Raw genomic sequence first — 14,395 nt, forward strand, 5'->3', positions numbered from 1 at the left:
GGTACGCGGCGCGCAGGGCCCGTGGAGCGGGCTTCCGCGCGGTGGCGGCCTGAGTGCCCGGGGAACAGCCGGGGCGCGGGCGCGTGGGGCGTGCGGCCCGTGGGGGTTTCCGCGGGTGCTGGGCTGATCGCACCCGGGAAACGTTCACCGGCGAGGCGGGCGCCCGGGCGTGGTTCTAGCTGAGGCCGCCTTCCGCGTCCCGTAGATGCACGATGTCGCCCGCCGACACCGGTTCCTGCAGACCGTCGGCCGTGGACAGGATCAGGCGGCCGTCACCGTCGACCGCCACCGCCTCGCCGACCAGCGAACGGTCGCCGGGCAACTGGGCCCGTACCGTCCTGCCCAGCGTCGCGCAGCCCGCCGCGTACGCCGCCTGCAGACCGCTCTGCGCCGCGTCCCCGCCGGCCGCGCGCCACTCGACGTACCAGTGGTCGAGCGAGCGCAGGACGCCGCGCAGCAGCGTCTCCCGGTCGGTGGAGACCGCACCGGCCAGGGCGAGCGAGGCCGCCGTCGGGGCGGGCAGTTCGGCCGTGCGGAGGGTGACGTTGAGGCCGATGCCGATGACGACGCCGTCCCCGGCGCGCTCGGCGAGGATGCCGCCCGCCTTGCGTTCCTCGCCCTCCACGGTGACCAGCAGGTCGTTGGGCCACTTCAGTGCCGTGTCGACGCCCGCGGCCCGCGCCAGCCCGGTCGCGGTCGCGACCCCGGCGAGCAGCGGCAGCCAGCCCCACCGGTGGACCGGCACGTCGTCGCCGGGGGTCAGATAGACGGAGAAGAACAGGCCCGAGCGGGCGGGCGCCGTCCAGGTCCGGTCGAGGCGGCCGCGGCCCGCAGTCTGCTCCTCGGCGACCAGAACCGTGCCCTCGGCCAGCTCCGCCGCCCGCGCCGCGAGGTCCGTGTTGGTGGACCCGGTGACGTTCACGACGTCGAGCGAGGTCCACAGCCCGCCCGGCCTCAGCAGCCCGCGGCGCAGCGCGGGGACGTTCAGGGGCGGCCGGTCCAGGTCCGACCAGCGGCTCGGTGACGCATCCGAAGGTGTCATGCAAGCCACCCTAGGTGTGGCAAACGACGCACTGCCGAACGGTATCCGCGCCGATACGCTACGGATCAGTAGCCATTCAGAACCTGATCGGCAGCTGCCGGACCGGCCGTCGTCGCGCACGCGGCCTCGCACGCAGCCGTAGAACCCACCAGTCAGTCGTCCCCGTGACCAGGCAGGGAGCCGCCACCCGATGTCCGAGCCGGAAGAGATCGACATCCACACCACCGCGGGCAAGATCGCGGACCTGCAGCGCCGTATCGACGAGGCCACGCACGCCGGTTCCGCACGCGCAGTCGAAAAGCAGCACGCCAAGGGCAAGTTGACCGCCCGCGAGCGGGTCGATCTCCTGCTCGACGAGGGTTCCTTCGTGGAGCTCGACGAGTTCGCCCGGCACCGCTCCACCAACTTCGGCATCGAGAAGAACCGCCCGTACGGAGACGGTGTCGTCACCGGCTACGGCACGGTCGACGGCCGCCCCGTCTGCGTGTACTCGCAGGACTTCACCATCTTCGGCGGCTCGCTCGGCGAGGTCTACGGTGAGAAAATCGTCAAGGTGATGGACTTCGCGCTGAAGACCGGCTGCCCGGTCATCGGCATCAACGACGGCGGCGGCGCCCGCATCCAGGAGGGTGTCGCGGCGCTCGGTCTGTTCGCCGAGATCTTCCGCCGCAATGTGCACGCCTCGGGTGTCGTCCCGCAGATCTCGCTGATCGTCGGACCGTGCGCAGGCGGCGCGGTCTACTCCCCCGCGATCACCGACTTCACGGTCATGGTCGACCAGACCTCGCACATGTTCATCACCGGCCCGGACGTCATCAAGACCGTCACCGGTGAGGACGTCGGCTTCGAGGAGCTGGGCGGAGCCCGTACGCACAACACCACTTCGGGTGTGGCGCACCACATGGCGGGCGACGAGAAGGACGCCATCGAGTACGTCAAGTCGCTGCTGTCGTACCTCCCGTCGAACAACCTCTCCGAGGCACCCGCCTTCCCGGAGGAGGCGGATCTCGCGACGACCGACGAGGACCGTGAGCTCGACACCCTCATCCCGGACTCGGCGAACCAGCCGTACGACATGCACACCGCGATCGAGCATGTGCTCGACGACGGCGAGTTCCTGGAGACGCAGGCACTGTTCGCTCCGAACATCATCACCGGCTTCGGGCGTGTCGAGGGCTACCCCGTCGGCATCGTCGCCAACCAGCCGATGCAGTTCGCGGGCTGTCTGGACATCAACGCGAGTGAGAAGGCCGCACGCTTCGTCCGTACCTGCGACGCCTTCAACGTGCCGGTGCTGACCTTCGTCGACGTACCCGGCTTCCTGCCCGGCGTCGACCAGGAGTACGGCGGCATCATCCGCCGCGGCGCCAAGCTGATCTACGCGTACGCGGAGGCGACCGTCCCGCTGATCACGGTGATCACCCGCAAGGCGTTCGGCGGCGCGTACGACGTCATGGGCTCCAAGCACCTGGGCGCGGACATCAACGTCGCCTGGCCGACCGCCCAGATCGCCGTGATGGGCGCGCAGGGTGCGGTGAACATCCTGCACCGCCGCACCATCGCGGCCGTCACGGACCCCGACGAGGCGGAGGCGACCCGCGCCGAGCTGATCGCCGACTACGAGGACACGCTGCTCAACCCGTACGTGGCGGCCGAGCGCGGCTACGTCGACGCGGTGATCATGCCGTCCGACACCCGGGCGCACGTGGTGAAGGGCCTGCGTCAGCTGCGCACGAAGCGGGAATCACTGCCGCCGAGGAAGCACGGCAACATCCCTCTCTAGAAAGGGTCCTGGCCATGATCAAGGTCGTACGGGGCAACCCGACCCCGGAGGAGCTGGCTGCCGCGCTGGCGGTGGTCCAGGCGCGCGCCGCGGCGACGGCCGCTGTGTCGTCCGGCGCGCCGGCGTCGCCCGAGCAGTGGTCCGACCCGGGCCGAATCGCCCGGCGGGACCGGCCTCGGCCGGGCCCACGGGCCTGGGCACGGACGTACTGGCCCGTTTAGTGCTCGGCGGCCCGGCCGTCCGTTCGCACGGCGTCCTCGGAGGCCCGGACCCCTGGCGGGTCCGGGCCTCCGCCGTGCCGCCGCGCAGCGGCCCGGTCCGTACGCATCAGGGCGGCTGAGTACCCGTACTCAGGCGCCGTGGCGGCGGCCGCAGCAGGATCGGGACCATGCTGTGGTCCGATCCCGAGAACAAGCCCCCCAAAGAGCTGCGCGACGCCCAGGACATGATGCGGCGCGTGTGGCTGGTGCTTGCGCTCGCCATGGTGGTCGCGATGTTCGTGCTGGGCCCCCGCTGAGGCGCTCCCGGGCGCCCGCCCGTCCTGCGGACGCGTGGTCCCCCGGCGCGCCGGGCCCTTCTACGATGGCCGGTATGACTGATCAGCGCCGTCTCGTACTCGCCTCCGCCTCACCCGCCCGCCTCAGCCTGCTGCGCCAGGCCGGGTTCGCGCCGGAGGCGATCGTCAGCGGTGTGGACGAGGACGCGCTGTCCGCCCCCACACCGGCCGAGCTGGCCCTGGTGCTCGCCGAGGCCAAGGCCGCCGTCGTGGCCGCCCGCCCCGCGGTCGCGGGTGCCCTGGTCATCGGATGCGACTCGGTCCTGGAACTCGACGGCGAGGCGCTCGGCAAGCCGGCCGACAGCGAGGAGGCCACGGCCCGCTGGAAGTCCATGCGCGGCCGGGCCGGCATCCTGCAGACCGGCCACAGCGTGATCGACACCGTGACCGGGCGCACTGCCTCCGCGACCGCGTCCACCGTCGTCCGTTTCGGCGAACCGACGGACGCCGAGATCGCCGCCTACGTCGCCTCGGGCGAGCCCCTCCATGTCGCGGGCGCCTTCACCCTGGACGGCCGCTCGGCCCCGTTCGTCGACTCCATCGAGGGCGACCACGGAAACGTCATCGGGCTCTCGCTGCCGCTGCTGCGTCGGCTCCTCGGCGAACTGGGATTCTCCGTCACCGACTTGTGGGTCTGATACCCACGAACGGGTTACGCGGGCGCCGGAGCACCCTCTTCGGCGCCGCCGCCCTTCTCGTTCGGGCTACCGGTTCCGCTCCCGTTCCCGTACGCGACCAGCGTGAGCACGATCAGGCCGAGCACGACCATCATGAACACGAACGCGGCCCAGCCGATCAGGCCCACCGTCAGCGCGCCCAGCACCCCGTGCACCACGGCGCAGCTGATCAGGACGGCCCGGCCGACACGCCCGGGAGCCCGGTCACGGATGCCGGTCAGCAGCAGGACCAGGCCGCACAGCACCAGGTACAGCCCGGCGACACCGCCCATCACCCACGCCCCGGCGGACATGGCGGCCGGGTCCAGCCCGGCGAGTGACATCTCCTGGTTGTCGACGACCGTGGCCAGGATGCCGTTGACGAGCACCATGCCCGCGGCCTCCCCGAACAGCACGATCGCGGCCACGAACGCCACCGGTCTGCGCACCACGGCGCTCACCCCTTGTTACCTGTAGTAAGTGCGGTAGCGCGGACCCTACTAACGGGTAATCATTCGGACAAGGGTTCCGACCACGTTCACTCGTCCCACACGCCCACATGCCCTCCGCACGGAGTGTTTACGCACCCCGCTTGTCGCGCCCCTCGTGCGTCGGGCAAAGAAACACTCGCTCGTTAGTAGGGACTCCACAAAGAAACACCGGGAGCCGCCCCTCGATCGAACAGAGACCTGGACCACACCTCGTGGCTACTGTGCGGTCATGAATCCCGGCGTACCGTGGTGCCACAAGGGATTTCGCGCCTCGAGCAAGCCTCGAATCACGCTCCGTGTGGGCAAGCTCACCAATGGGGACGGGTCGTAAGGCCGTGTCGGTAGTCCCTAAACTCAGCTTGTTTCAAGGAGGGAGCCATCGTGCGCAAGGTGCTCATCGCCAACCGTGGCGAAATTGCTGTCCGTGTTGCTCGGGCGTGCCGGGATGCCGGGATCGGGAGCGTGGCGGTCTACGCGGACCCGGACCGGGACGCTCTGCATGTGCGTGCGGCCGACGAGGCATTCGCTCTGGGCGGTGACACCCCGGCCGCCAGTTATCTGGACATGGCGAAGGTGCTGCAGGCGGCCAAGGACTCGGGGGCCGACGCGATCCACCCGGGTTACGGGTTCCTGTCGGAGAACGCCGAGTTCGCCCAAGCCGTCATCGACGCGGGCCTGACCTGGATCGGTCCGCCGCCGCAGGCGATCCGCGATCTGGGTGACAAGGTGGCCGCGCGGCACATCGCGCAGCGCGCCGGTGCCCCGCTGGTCGCCGGGACCCCGGACCCGGTGTCGGGTTCCGCGGAGGTCGTGGAGTTCGCGAAGGAGCACGGGCTGCCGATCGCGATCAAGGCCGCGTTCGGTGGTGGCGGTCGCGGGCTGAAGGTCGCGCGGACGCTGGAGGAGATCCCGGAGCTGTACGACTCCGCGGTCCGTGAGGCCGTCGCGGCGTTCGGCCGCGGGGAGTGCTTCGTGGAGCGCTACCTCGACAAGCCGCGGCACGTGGAGACCCAGTGCCTGGCCGACTCCCACGGCAACGTGGTGGTCGTCTCCACCCGTGACTGCTCGCTGCAGCGCCGCCACCAGAAGCTCGTCGAGGAGGCCCCGGCGCCGTTCCTGTCCGAGGCGCAGAACGCGCAGCTGTACGCGGCGTCGAAGGCGATCCTGAAGGAGGCCGGGTACGTCGGCGCGGGGACCGTGGAGTTCCTGGTCGGTGTGGACGGCACGATCTCGTTCCTGGAGGTCAACACCCGTCTCCAGGTAGAGCACCCGGTGACCGAGGAGGTCACGGGCCTCGACCTGGTCCGTGAGATGTTCCGGATCGCGGACGGCGAGAAGCTCGGTTACGACGACCCGGCGGTGCGCGGGCACTCGTTCGAGTTCCGGATCAACGGTGAGGACCCGGGCCGCGGGTTCCTGCCCGCCCCGGGCACGGTGACCGTGTTCGCCCCGCCGACCGGCCCCGGTGTCCGCCTGGACGCGGGCGTCGAGTCGGGTTCGGTGATCGGTCCTGCGTGGGACTCGCTGCTGGCGAAGCTCATCGTGACCGGTGCCACCCGTGAGCAGGCGTTGCAGCGGGCGGCGCGTGCGCTGGCCGAGTTCAACGTCGAGGGCATGGCCACCGCGATCCCGTTCCACCGTGCGGTCGTCACCGACCCGGCGTTCACCAGCGACCCGTTCCGCATCCACACCCGCTGGATCGAGACCGAGTTCGTCAACGAGATCAAGCCCTTCGCCGCTCCCGCCGACGTGGAGGCGGAGGAAGAGGCCGGTCGTGAGACGGTCGTCGTCGAGGTCGGCGGAAAGCGTCTCGAGGTCTCCCTGCCGTCGTCGCTGGGCATGAGTCTGGCCCGTACCGGACTCGCGGCGGGCGCCAAGCCCAAGCGGCGCGCGGCGAAGAAGACCGGCTCCGCGGTCTCCGGCGACACCCTCGCGTCCCCGATGCAGGGCACGATCGTCAAGATCGCCGTCGAGGAGGGCCAGGAGGTCCAGGAAGGCGACCTGATCGTCGTCCTGGAGGCCATGAAGATGGAACAGCCTCTCAACGCACACCGCGCCGGCACGGTGAAGGGACTCGCCGCCGAGGTCGGCAGCTCGGTCTCGTCGGGCGCCGTCATCTGCGAGATCAAGGACTGATCGCGCACGAAGTGTTCCGGCGAGGCCCCTGCGGAGTCGTACTACCGACTCCGCAGGGGCCTCGCCCGTTCGGCGGCCCGGCAGGAGGCGAGGTCCTCCGGTTGCGCGATGGCATCCTGGACCCGGGGGCGGAAAAAGGGAGGACTGCGCAATGGCGATGAGCACGGCACAGACGCCGGGCCGGCCCATGCGCGCCGACGCGCGCCGCAACTACGACCGGCTGCTCGGCGAAGCCCGTACGGCGTTCGCGGAACACGGCACGGACGCGTCGCTGGAGGACATCGCGCGCCGGGCCGGCGTGGGGATCGGCACGCTGTACCGACACTTCCCGAACCGGCACGCGCTCATGAGCGCGGTCTTCCAGGAGGCCCTGGGATCACTCCTCACCCGCTCCCACGAGTTGGCGGAGGCGCAGAATCCGTGCGGCGGCCTGGTGGAGTGGCTGGGTGCGATCATCACCCATGCGGGTGAGTACCGGGGGCTTGCGCAGGCGCTCATGTCGACGTCGCGGGACGAGTCTTCGGCGCTGTCCGACTGCAATGTGCCGCTGCGCGAGGCAGGGGCGCGGCTGCTGGCCCGGGCACAGGAGAGTGGCACCGTGCGGGCGGATGTATCGATCGGTGACTTGATGCAGCTGACGAATGCGATTGCGTTGGCGGCGGAGCAGGCGCCGGAGGACCCGGCGTTGGCGGGCCGCCTGCTGACGCTGACGCTGCAGGGGCTGAAGGGGCCGCGGGCGACCGGAGGTTGAGGCGGGCCGGAGCCGGGAGCTGTGCCCCCGAACCCTCGAAGAACCAAGGGTTTGTCCCATAATCCCTGGCGGGCGCACGACGCCGGCCACGGCACCTACGGGACAGCCCTCAGCGGCGGCGCAGGTCCGCCACGCGGGCGCGGTCGCCCGGGGGCTGGTCCGTCAAGGAAGCGGCCGCACTGCGCAGTTGCGGACCGGGGCCGCCGTGCGTGCGACGCTGGCCCGGAAGCGGCATGTCCCGGCGCGCCTGGCGGCCCGGAGAGAGGGAGTCCGCCCCGGCGGGGCCCGTCCCTCCACCGGCCACCGCGATCTGCACGCCCTGGTCCGCCAGGGCCTGCAGTTCGGTGGCGGCCCGGTCGTCATGGCCCGCGGGTTCGTCCGTCACCAGGCGGGTGATCAGGTCCGTCGGCACCGTCTGGAACATGGTGTCGGAGCCGAGCTTGGTGTGGTCCGCGAGGACCACCACCTCCGCGGCGGCCTGCACCAACGCCCGGTCCACGCTCGCCGAGAGCATGTTGGACGTGGACAGCCCACGCTCTGCGGTGAGCCCGCTCCCGGACAGGAAGGCGCGCGACACCCGCAGGCCCTGGAGCGACTGTTCCGCACCACTGCCCACCAGGGCGTAGTTGGAGCCGCGCAGGGTGCCACCGGTCATCACCACTTCCACCCGGTTGGCATGGGCCAACGCCTGGGCGACCAGCAGTGAGTTGGTGACGACGGTCAGGCCGGGGATCCGCGCGAGCCGACGGGCCAGCTCCTGCGTGGTCGTGCCGGCACCGACGACGATGGCCTCGCCCTCTTCGACGAGGCCCGCGGCCAGGTCGGCGATGGCCGTCTTCTCGGCGGTGGCGAGATGGGATTTCTGCGGAAAGCCGGACTCCCGCGTAAAACCGCCCGGCAGTACCGCACCGCCATGCCGGCGGTCGAGGAGTCCTTCTGCCTCCAGTGCCCGCACGTCCCGCCGTACGGTCACTTCGGAGGTCTGGACGACGCGGGCGAGCTCGCGGAGCGATACTGCCCCGTTGGCGCGCACCATTTCGAGGATCAACTGACGACGTTCTGCAGCGAACACGAAACTGACAGTAACGTGACCGAGCGAGGGTTTTCAGCAGTTTGCGCCGAAAAACAGAAGTTGTACACGCAAGGGGCCGCCAAGTGGTATAGGCGGCCCCGTTGTTGTTCCCTACTGACCGGACACCGGCATCCCACCCGCCTGACTTGCCGGGAGATGCCGGGGAATGCCAGGTTTTCTAGGCCTCGCCGGCGCGCTTCCGGGTGTGCAACTGACGTGCCACTTCTGCGATCGATCCCGACAGGGACGGATACACAGTGAAGGCGTTTGCGATCTGTTCCACCGTCAGATTGTTGTCGACCGCGATCGAGATGGGGTGGATCAGCTCGCTGGCCCGCGGTGCGACGACACAGCCGCCGACCACGATGCCGGTGCCGGGCCGGCAGAGGATCTTGACGAAGCCGTCCCGGATGCCCTGCATCTTGGCGCGCGGGTTGCGCAGCAGCGGCAGCTTCACCACGCGCGCGTCGATCGCGCCCGAGTCGACGTCCGCCTGGGTGTAGCCGACGGTGGCGATCTCCGGGTCGGTGAAGACGTTCGAGGAGACCGTCTTCAGGTTCAGCGGGGCGACCGCGTCACCGAGGAAGTGGTACATCGCGATCCGGCCCTGCATCGCGGCGACCGAGGCGAGCGCGAAGATGCCGGTGACGTCACCGGCCGCGTACACGCCGGGGGCGCTGGTGCGCGAGACCTTGTCGGTCCAGATGTGGCCGGACTCCTTGAGCCTGACCCCGGCCTCCTCCAGGCCCATGCCCGCGCTGTTCGGGATCGCGCCGACCGCCATCAGACAGTGCGAACCGGTGATCACGCGGCCGTCGGAGAGCGTGACCTCGACCCGGTCGCCGACCCTCTTCGCCGCCTGGGCGCGCGAGCGGGCCATGACGTTCATGCCGCGGCGCCGGAAGACGTCCTCCAGCACGGCGGCCGCGTCCGGGTCCTCGCCGGGCAGCACCCGGTCGCGGGACGAGACGAGGGTGACGCGCGAGCCCAGCGCCTGGTAGGCGCCGGCGAACTCGGCACCGGTGACACCGGAGCCGACCACGATGAGCTCCTCGGGGAGCTCGTCGAGGTCGTAGACCTGGGTCCAGTTCAGAATGCGCTCGCCGTCGGGGAGCGCGTCCGGGATCTCCCGGGGGTGGCCACCGGTCGCGATCAGTACGGCGTCGGCGGTGAGCGTCTCCTCCGTACCGTCGGCCGCGGTCACCACGACCTTGCGGGAGCCGTCGGCGGCCTGGAGGCCTTCCAGCCTGCCCCGGCCGCGCATCACGCGTGCACCCGCACGGGTGACGGAGGCGGTGATGTCGTGGGACTGGGCGAGCGCCAGGCGCTTCACGCGTCGGTTGACCTTGCCGAGGTCGACGCCGACCACCCGCGCCGCCTGCTCGATGTGCGGCGTGTCGTCGGCGACGATGATGCCCAACTCCTCGTACGAAGAGTCGAAGGTGGTCATCACCTCTGCCGTCGCGATCAGGGTCTTCGAGGGCACGCAGTCGGTGAGCACCGACGCGCCGCCGAGGCCGTCGCAGTCGACGACGGTCACCTCCGCGCCGAGCTGGGCGCCCACCAATGCCGCCTCGTACCCGCCGGGTCCGCCGCCGATGATCACGATCCGGGTCACGAAAAGTCCGCCTCGCGTATGTCATCCCGCGGCCGTCTGCCGCCCCGGCCGGGGGTCCGGGGGATCACCCCGGGGGAATGCAGTACGTACTCCATTGTCCCGCACGCGCCAAGATGCTTCGCCCCGGGGCCCTCCATACGGGAGAGAGGCCCCCGGACGAGCCGTCGGCGGAGCCTTCGGCCCAGACCCCGGCAGGACGCTCGCCGGGGTCTTCGTCACAGGAATCGCCGCTCGCCGGGCCGCCTCCCGTACCCTCGATCCCATGTCGCTCTACGCCGCGTACGCCGGCAACCTCGACGCGCGGCTGATGACCCGCCGCGCACCGCATTCCCCGCTGCGCGGCACCGGCTGGCTCAACGGCTGGCGGCTGACCTTCGGCGGGGAGCAGATGGGCTGGGAAGGCGCGCTGGCCACGGTGGTGGAGGCGCCGCGTTCGCAGGTCTTCGTGGCGTTGTACGACCTGGCGCCGATGGACGAGGACTCCATGGACCGGTGGGAGGGTGTCGGCCTCGACATATATCGGCGGATGCGGGTGCGGGTGCACACCTTGGACGGCGAGGAGCCGGCCTGGATGTACGTGCTGAACGCGTACGAGGGCGGGCTGCCGTCCGCCCGGTATCTGGGCGAGGTGGCGGACGCCGCCGAGTCGGCGGGCGCGCCGCACGATTACGTGATGGAGCTGCGCAAGCGCCCCTGCTGAGCCACACATTCTCAGCACGTTTTGTGTGAAAGCACGAAGAGGCGTGTGCAGACTCTCTGCATGAGCATCTACGCGCGTAGGGATTCACCGGTTACGCTCATCCGCGTGAACGCATCTGTTATTCCGGACAACATCCAGGGCGACCCGCACGCCGCCGCTGCCGACGCCGCCGCCCGACTGCGCGAGCTGACCGGCGCCGAGACCCACGACGTCGCGCTCGTGATGGGTTCCGGCTGGGCACCTGCGGGCGACGCGCTCGGCACGCCGGAGGCCGAGTTCCCGGTGACCGAACTGCCCGGCTTCCCTGCGCCGGCCGTCGAGGGCCACGGCGGCACGATCCGCTCGTACCGGATCGGCGAGAAGCGCGCCCTGGTCTTCCTCGGCCGCACGCACTTCTACGAGGGGCGCGGCGTCGCCGCCGTCGCACACGGCGTCCGTACCGCCGTCGCCGCGGGCTGCAAGACCATCGTCCTGACGAACGGCTGCGGCGGTCTGCGCGAGGGCATGCGCCCGGGGCAGCCGGTCCTGATCAGCGACCACATCAACCTGACCGCGGCCTCGCCGATCATCGGCGCCAACTTCGTCGACCTGACCGACCTGTACTCGCCGCGGCTGCGCGCGCTGTGCAAGGAGATCGACGAGACGCTCGAAGAGGGCGTGTACGTGCAGTTCCCCGGCCCGCACTACGAGACTCCGGCCGAGATCAACATGGTGCGGGTCATGGGCGGCGACCTGGTGGGCATGTCGACCGTGCTCGAAGCGATCGCTGCGCGGGAGGCGGGGGCCGAGGTGCTGGGTATTTCGCTCGTCACGAATCTGGCTGCCGGGCTGAGCGGGGAGCCGCTGAACCATGAAGAGGTGCTGCAGGCGGGGCGGGACTCGGCGACCCGGATGGGGTCGTTGCTGGCGCGGGTGCTGGACCGCATCTGAGCGGGCGTCGTTCCTGCGGCGGACGGTAGGGCCCCGCGCAGCGGCCCACCCGCCCGCACCCCCAAGAAACCATCCCACCCCCGAAAGGCGGACACCGTGCAGCAGGACCTCATCGCGCAGGCCAGGACCTGGCTCGCCGAGGACCCCGACCCCGAGACCCGCGACGAGCTCGCCAAGCTCATCGAAGCCGAGGATTTCGACGCGCTCGCCGCACGGTTCGCCGGCACGCTGCAGTTCGGTACCGCCGGGCTCCGTGGTGAGCTGGGGGCCGGGCCGATGCGGATGAACCGGTCCGTCGTCATCCGCGCCGCCGCCGGGCTCGCCGCCTATCTGAACGCGAAGGGGCAGACCGGCGGCCTGGTCGTCATCGGGTACGACGCCCGCTACAAGTCCGCCGACTTCGCCCGCGACACCGCGGCCGTGATGACGGGCGCCGGCCTGCGGGCGGCGGTCCTCCCCCGCCCGCTGCCCACCCCCGTCCTGGCGTACGCCATAAGGCATCTGGGTGCCGTCGCCGGCGTCGAGGTGACCGCCAGTCACAACCCGCCGCGCGACAACGGCTACAAGGTCTACCTCGGTGACGGCTCGCAGATCGTGCCCCCGGCGGACGGCGAGATCGCCGACGCGATCGCCGCGGTCGGCCCGCTGGCCGGCGTCGACCGGCCGGGGAGCGGCTGGGAGATCCTCGGCGAGGAGGTCCTGGACGCCTATCTGGCCCGTACGGACGCGGTGCTGGACGCGGCCACCCCGCGGACCGCCCAGGTCGTGTACACGGCGATGCACGGCGTCGGCACGTCCGTCCTGACCGCCGCCTTCGCGCGCGCCGGGTTCCCCACGCCCGTACTGGTCGCCGAACAGGCCGAGCCCGACCCGGCGTTCCCCACCGTCGCCTTCCCCAACCCGGAAGAGCCCGGCGCGATGGATCTCGCCTTCGCCACCGCCCGGCGCGCGAACCCGGACATCGTCATCGCCAACGACCCGGACGCCGACCGCTGCGCCGTGGCCGTGCCGGACGCCACCGCGGACGGCGGCTGGCGCATGCTGCGCGGCGACGAGGTCGGCGCGCTGCTCGCCGCGCATCTGGTCGCCCGGGGTGCCACCGGCGTCTTCGCCGAGTCCATCGTGTCGTCGTCGCTGCTCGGCCGGATCGCCGAGAAGGCGGGCAACGGCTACGAGGAGACGCTGACCGGCTTCAAGTGGATCGCCCGCGTCGACGGCCTGCGGTACGGGTACGAGGAGGCGCTCGGCTACTGCGTCGACCCCGACGGTGTACGCGACAAGGACGGCATCACGGCCGCCCTGCTCGTCGCCGAGCTGGCCTCCGTGCTCAAGGAGCAGGGCCGTACGCTCCTCGATCTCCTCGACGACATCGCGGTCCAGCACGGACTGCACGCCACCGACCAGCTGTCGGTCCGGGTGGAGGACCTCTCGGTCATCGCGGACGCCATGCGGCGGCTGCGCGACACCCCGCCGACCGCACTCGCGGGCCTCGCCGTCACCTCGGCCGAGGACCTGTCGGAGGGTACGGAGCAGCTGCCGCCCACCGACGGGCTGCGCTACCACCTCGACGGTGCCCGGGTGATCGTCCGCCCGAGCGGCACCGAGCCGAAGCTGAAGTGCTACCTGGAGGTCGTGGTGCCGGTGGGTTCGGCGGACGAACTGCCCGCCGCCCGCGCGAAGGGCGCCGAGCTGCTCGCCGGAATCAAGCGGGATCTGTCGGCGGCCGCGGGGATCTGAGCGGGTGCGGGCACCGTCATTCACGCATCAGGTACGTGAAGCCGGTGTCCGGTCCCACGCAGGACTGGAGCATCAGATCGCCCCAGTACAGGCCCTGGGCGGGGGCGCCGCAGCCCGGCGCGGAACGGCGCGCACACCCGAGGACGGCGCTGGACGTCCCGAAGGTCTCGCTACGAGCGGGGCAGGCAGGCCGGCGCCATCCGTGGAATGTCGGTCCGGCGACAAGGACAAAGCGCGGCCGCAGGCCGTACCGGCCGCCTACGCCACCGCGAACAGCACGACCAGTGCCACCGCACCCGCGACCGCCGGCGCAATCACCTCGTACGCCCACCGGACAACAACTGTCCCGGCGCCCTCGGCGCCGCCGTCCCCCGCCCGCTCGGCCATCTCCCGCAGGTCCCGCACCGTCTGGTCGGCCGCGGCGATCCGCGCGTTCGTGTCCCGCACATCCGCATGCACGGACGTCCGCCGGTACGGATCGTCCTGCGCCTTCAGCGTCTGCTGCCGCGCCGCCTTCTTCCGCTGCCGCAGCGACACCGGCACCGCCCACAGCTGGAACTTCGTGCCGTCCTGCGTGAACAGTTCACTGGAGTACCCGGCCCGCACATCCGCGACCGCCGTCCACGGCGCCGTGATCGTACGGAACGGGTTGCGGATCCGGATGCGCCGGGCGTTCACGAGCACCACCGGCCGCAGCGTGAACGCCACGATCAACGGCACGACCGTCAGCAGCCCGGCGAGCGCCAGCCACGGCACCCGGCCGGCACCCCGGAACACGGCGTCGCCGCCGATCCACCCGACGAGCAGGAGCAGCAGCACACCGCCCACCAGCCCGGCGGGCGACCGGAACGTCCGGTCGGCGTAGGTCGGCTCGGCTGGGGGCGTGGGGCTCGTCATGGGCCCGATTCTGCCTGATGCGCGGG

Annotated in this window: 14 protein-coding genes; 9 read left to right on the forward strand and 5 right to left on the reverse strand. The window is 71.0% G+C overall.

Annotation, left to right across the window (positions count from 1 at the left end; genetic code table 11):
- Nucleotides 1-175 precede the first annotated feature (175 nt).
- Nucleotides 176-1,042, reverse strand: coding sequence for a biotin--[acetyl-CoA-carboxylase] ligase (locus ACWCP8_RS02155; protein ID WP_352270774.1), 867 nt, complete (start codon nt 1,040-1,042; stop codon nt 176-178).
- 190 nt (nt 1,043-1,232) lie between these two features.
- On the opposite strand from ACWCP8_RS02155, the gene ACWCP8_RS02160 reads away from it, so the two are divergent.
- From ACWCP8_RS02160 to ACWCP8_RS02175, 4 genes are all read left to right on the forward strand, one after another.
- Nucleotides 1,233-2,825, forward strand: a complete 1,593-nt coding sequence (locus tag ACWCP8_RS02160) for an acyl-CoA carboxylase subunit beta (protein ID WP_352270776.1) — start codon at nt 1,233-1,235, stop codon at nt 2,823-2,825.
- 14 nt (nt 2,826-2,839) lie between these two features.
- Nucleotides 2,840-3,046 (forward strand): acyl-CoA carboxylase epsilon subunit, encoded by a 207-nt coding sequence (locus ACWCP8_RS02165; protein ID WP_451113935.1) that lies wholly within the window; start codon nt 2,840-2,842, stop codon nt 3,044-3,046.
- Nucleotides 3,047-3,213: 167 nt separating this feature from the next.
- On the forward strand, nt 3,214-3,342 hold the full coding sequence (mmpB, locus tag ACWCP8_RS02170; protein WP_352270778.1) for a morphogenic membrane protein MmpB: 129 nt from the start codon (nt 3,214-3,216) through the stop codon (nt 3,340-3,342).
- 65 nt (nt 3,343-3,407) lie between these two features.
- A complete protein-coding gene (locus ACWCP8_RS02175; protein WP_352270779.1) occupies nt 3,408-4,019 on the forward strand; it encodes a nucleoside triphosphate pyrophosphatase in 612 nt (203 codons plus the stop codon).
- 14 nt (nt 4,020-4,033) lie between these two features.
- Here ACWCP8_RS02175 and ACWCP8_RS02180 read toward each other — a convergent pair whose 3' ends face one another.
- Nucleotides 4,034-4,486: a hypothetical protein gene (locus tag ACWCP8_RS02180; protein ID WP_352270807.1), complete on the reverse strand. Its 453-nt coding sequence runs from the start codon at nt 4,484-4,486 to the stop codon at nt 4,034-4,036.
- Between the two features lie 423 nt (nt 4,487-4,909).
- Here ACWCP8_RS02180 and ACWCP8_RS02185 point away from each other — a divergent pair, with 423 nt between their 5' ends.
- The gene (locus tag ACWCP8_RS02185; protein WP_352270781.1) at nt 4,910-6,664 is read left to right on the forward strand and encodes an acetyl/propionyl/methylcrotonyl-CoA carboxylase subunit alpha; all 1,755 of its coding nucleotides are present in this window, start codon (nt 4,910-4,912) and stop codon (nt 6,662-6,664) included.
- A 151-nt stretch (nt 6,665-6,815) separates the two neighbouring features.
- Nucleotides 6,816-7,415: a TetR/AcrR family transcriptional regulator gene (locus ACWCP8_RS02190; protein ID WP_352270782.1), complete on the forward strand. Its 600-nt coding sequence runs from the start codon at nt 6,816-6,818 to the stop codon at nt 7,413-7,415.
- Between the two features lie 109 nt (nt 7,416-7,524).
- On the opposite strand, the gene ACWCP8_RS02195 is transcribed toward ACWCP8_RS02190, so the two are convergent.
- Together ACWCP8_RS02195 and ACWCP8_RS02200 are read right to left on the reverse strand one after the other, a co-directional pair.
- The gene (locus ACWCP8_RS02195) at nt 7,525-8,487 is read right to left on the reverse strand and encodes a DeoR/GlpR family DNA-binding transcription regulator (protein WP_352270783.1); all 963 of its coding nucleotides are present in this window, start codon (nt 8,485-8,487) and stop codon (nt 7,525-7,527) included.
- 178 nt (nt 8,488-8,665) lie between these two features.
- Nucleotides 8,666-10,105: an NAD(P)H-quinone dehydrogenase gene (locus ACWCP8_RS02200; RefSeq protein ID WP_326605433.1), complete on the reverse strand. Its 1,440-nt coding sequence runs from the start codon at nt 10,103-10,105 to the stop codon at nt 8,666-8,668.
- A 262-nt stretch (nt 10,106-10,367) separates the two neighbouring features.
- Between ACWCP8_RS02200 and ACWCP8_RS02205 the strand changes: the two genes are divergently transcribed.
- From ACWCP8_RS02205 to ACWCP8_RS02215, 3 genes are all read left to right on the forward strand, one after another.
- Nucleotides 10,368-10,805: a gamma-glutamylcyclotransferase gene (locus ACWCP8_RS02205; protein WP_267002664.1), complete on the forward strand. Its 438-nt coding sequence runs from the start codon at nt 10,368-10,370 to the stop codon at nt 10,803-10,805.
- 105 nt (nt 10,806-10,910) lie between these two features.
- Nucleotides 10,911-11,735, forward strand: coding sequence for a purine-nucleoside phosphorylase (locus ACWCP8_RS02210; RefSeq protein WP_267002666.1), 825 nt, complete (start codon nt 10,911-10,913; stop codon nt 11,733-11,735).
- Between the two features lie 96 nt (nt 11,736-11,831).
- The gene (locus ACWCP8_RS02215; protein WP_451113936.1) at nt 11,832-13,472 is read left to right on the forward strand and encodes a phospho-sugar mutase; all 1,641 of its coding nucleotides are present in this window, start codon (nt 11,832-11,834) and stop codon (nt 13,470-13,472) included.
- Nucleotides 13,473-13,730: 258 nt separating this feature from the next.
- On the opposite strand, the gene ACWCP8_RS02220 is transcribed toward ACWCP8_RS02215, so the two are convergent.
- Nucleotides 13,731-14,369 (reverse strand): PH domain-containing protein, encoded by a 639-nt coding sequence (locus ACWCP8_RS02220; RefSeq protein WP_352270788.1) that lies wholly within the window; start codon nt 14,367-14,369, stop codon nt 13,731-13,733.
- Nucleotides 14,370-14,395 lie beyond the last annotated feature (26 nt).

This window comes from Streptomyces sp. NPDC002206 (genome assembly GCF_053593595.1).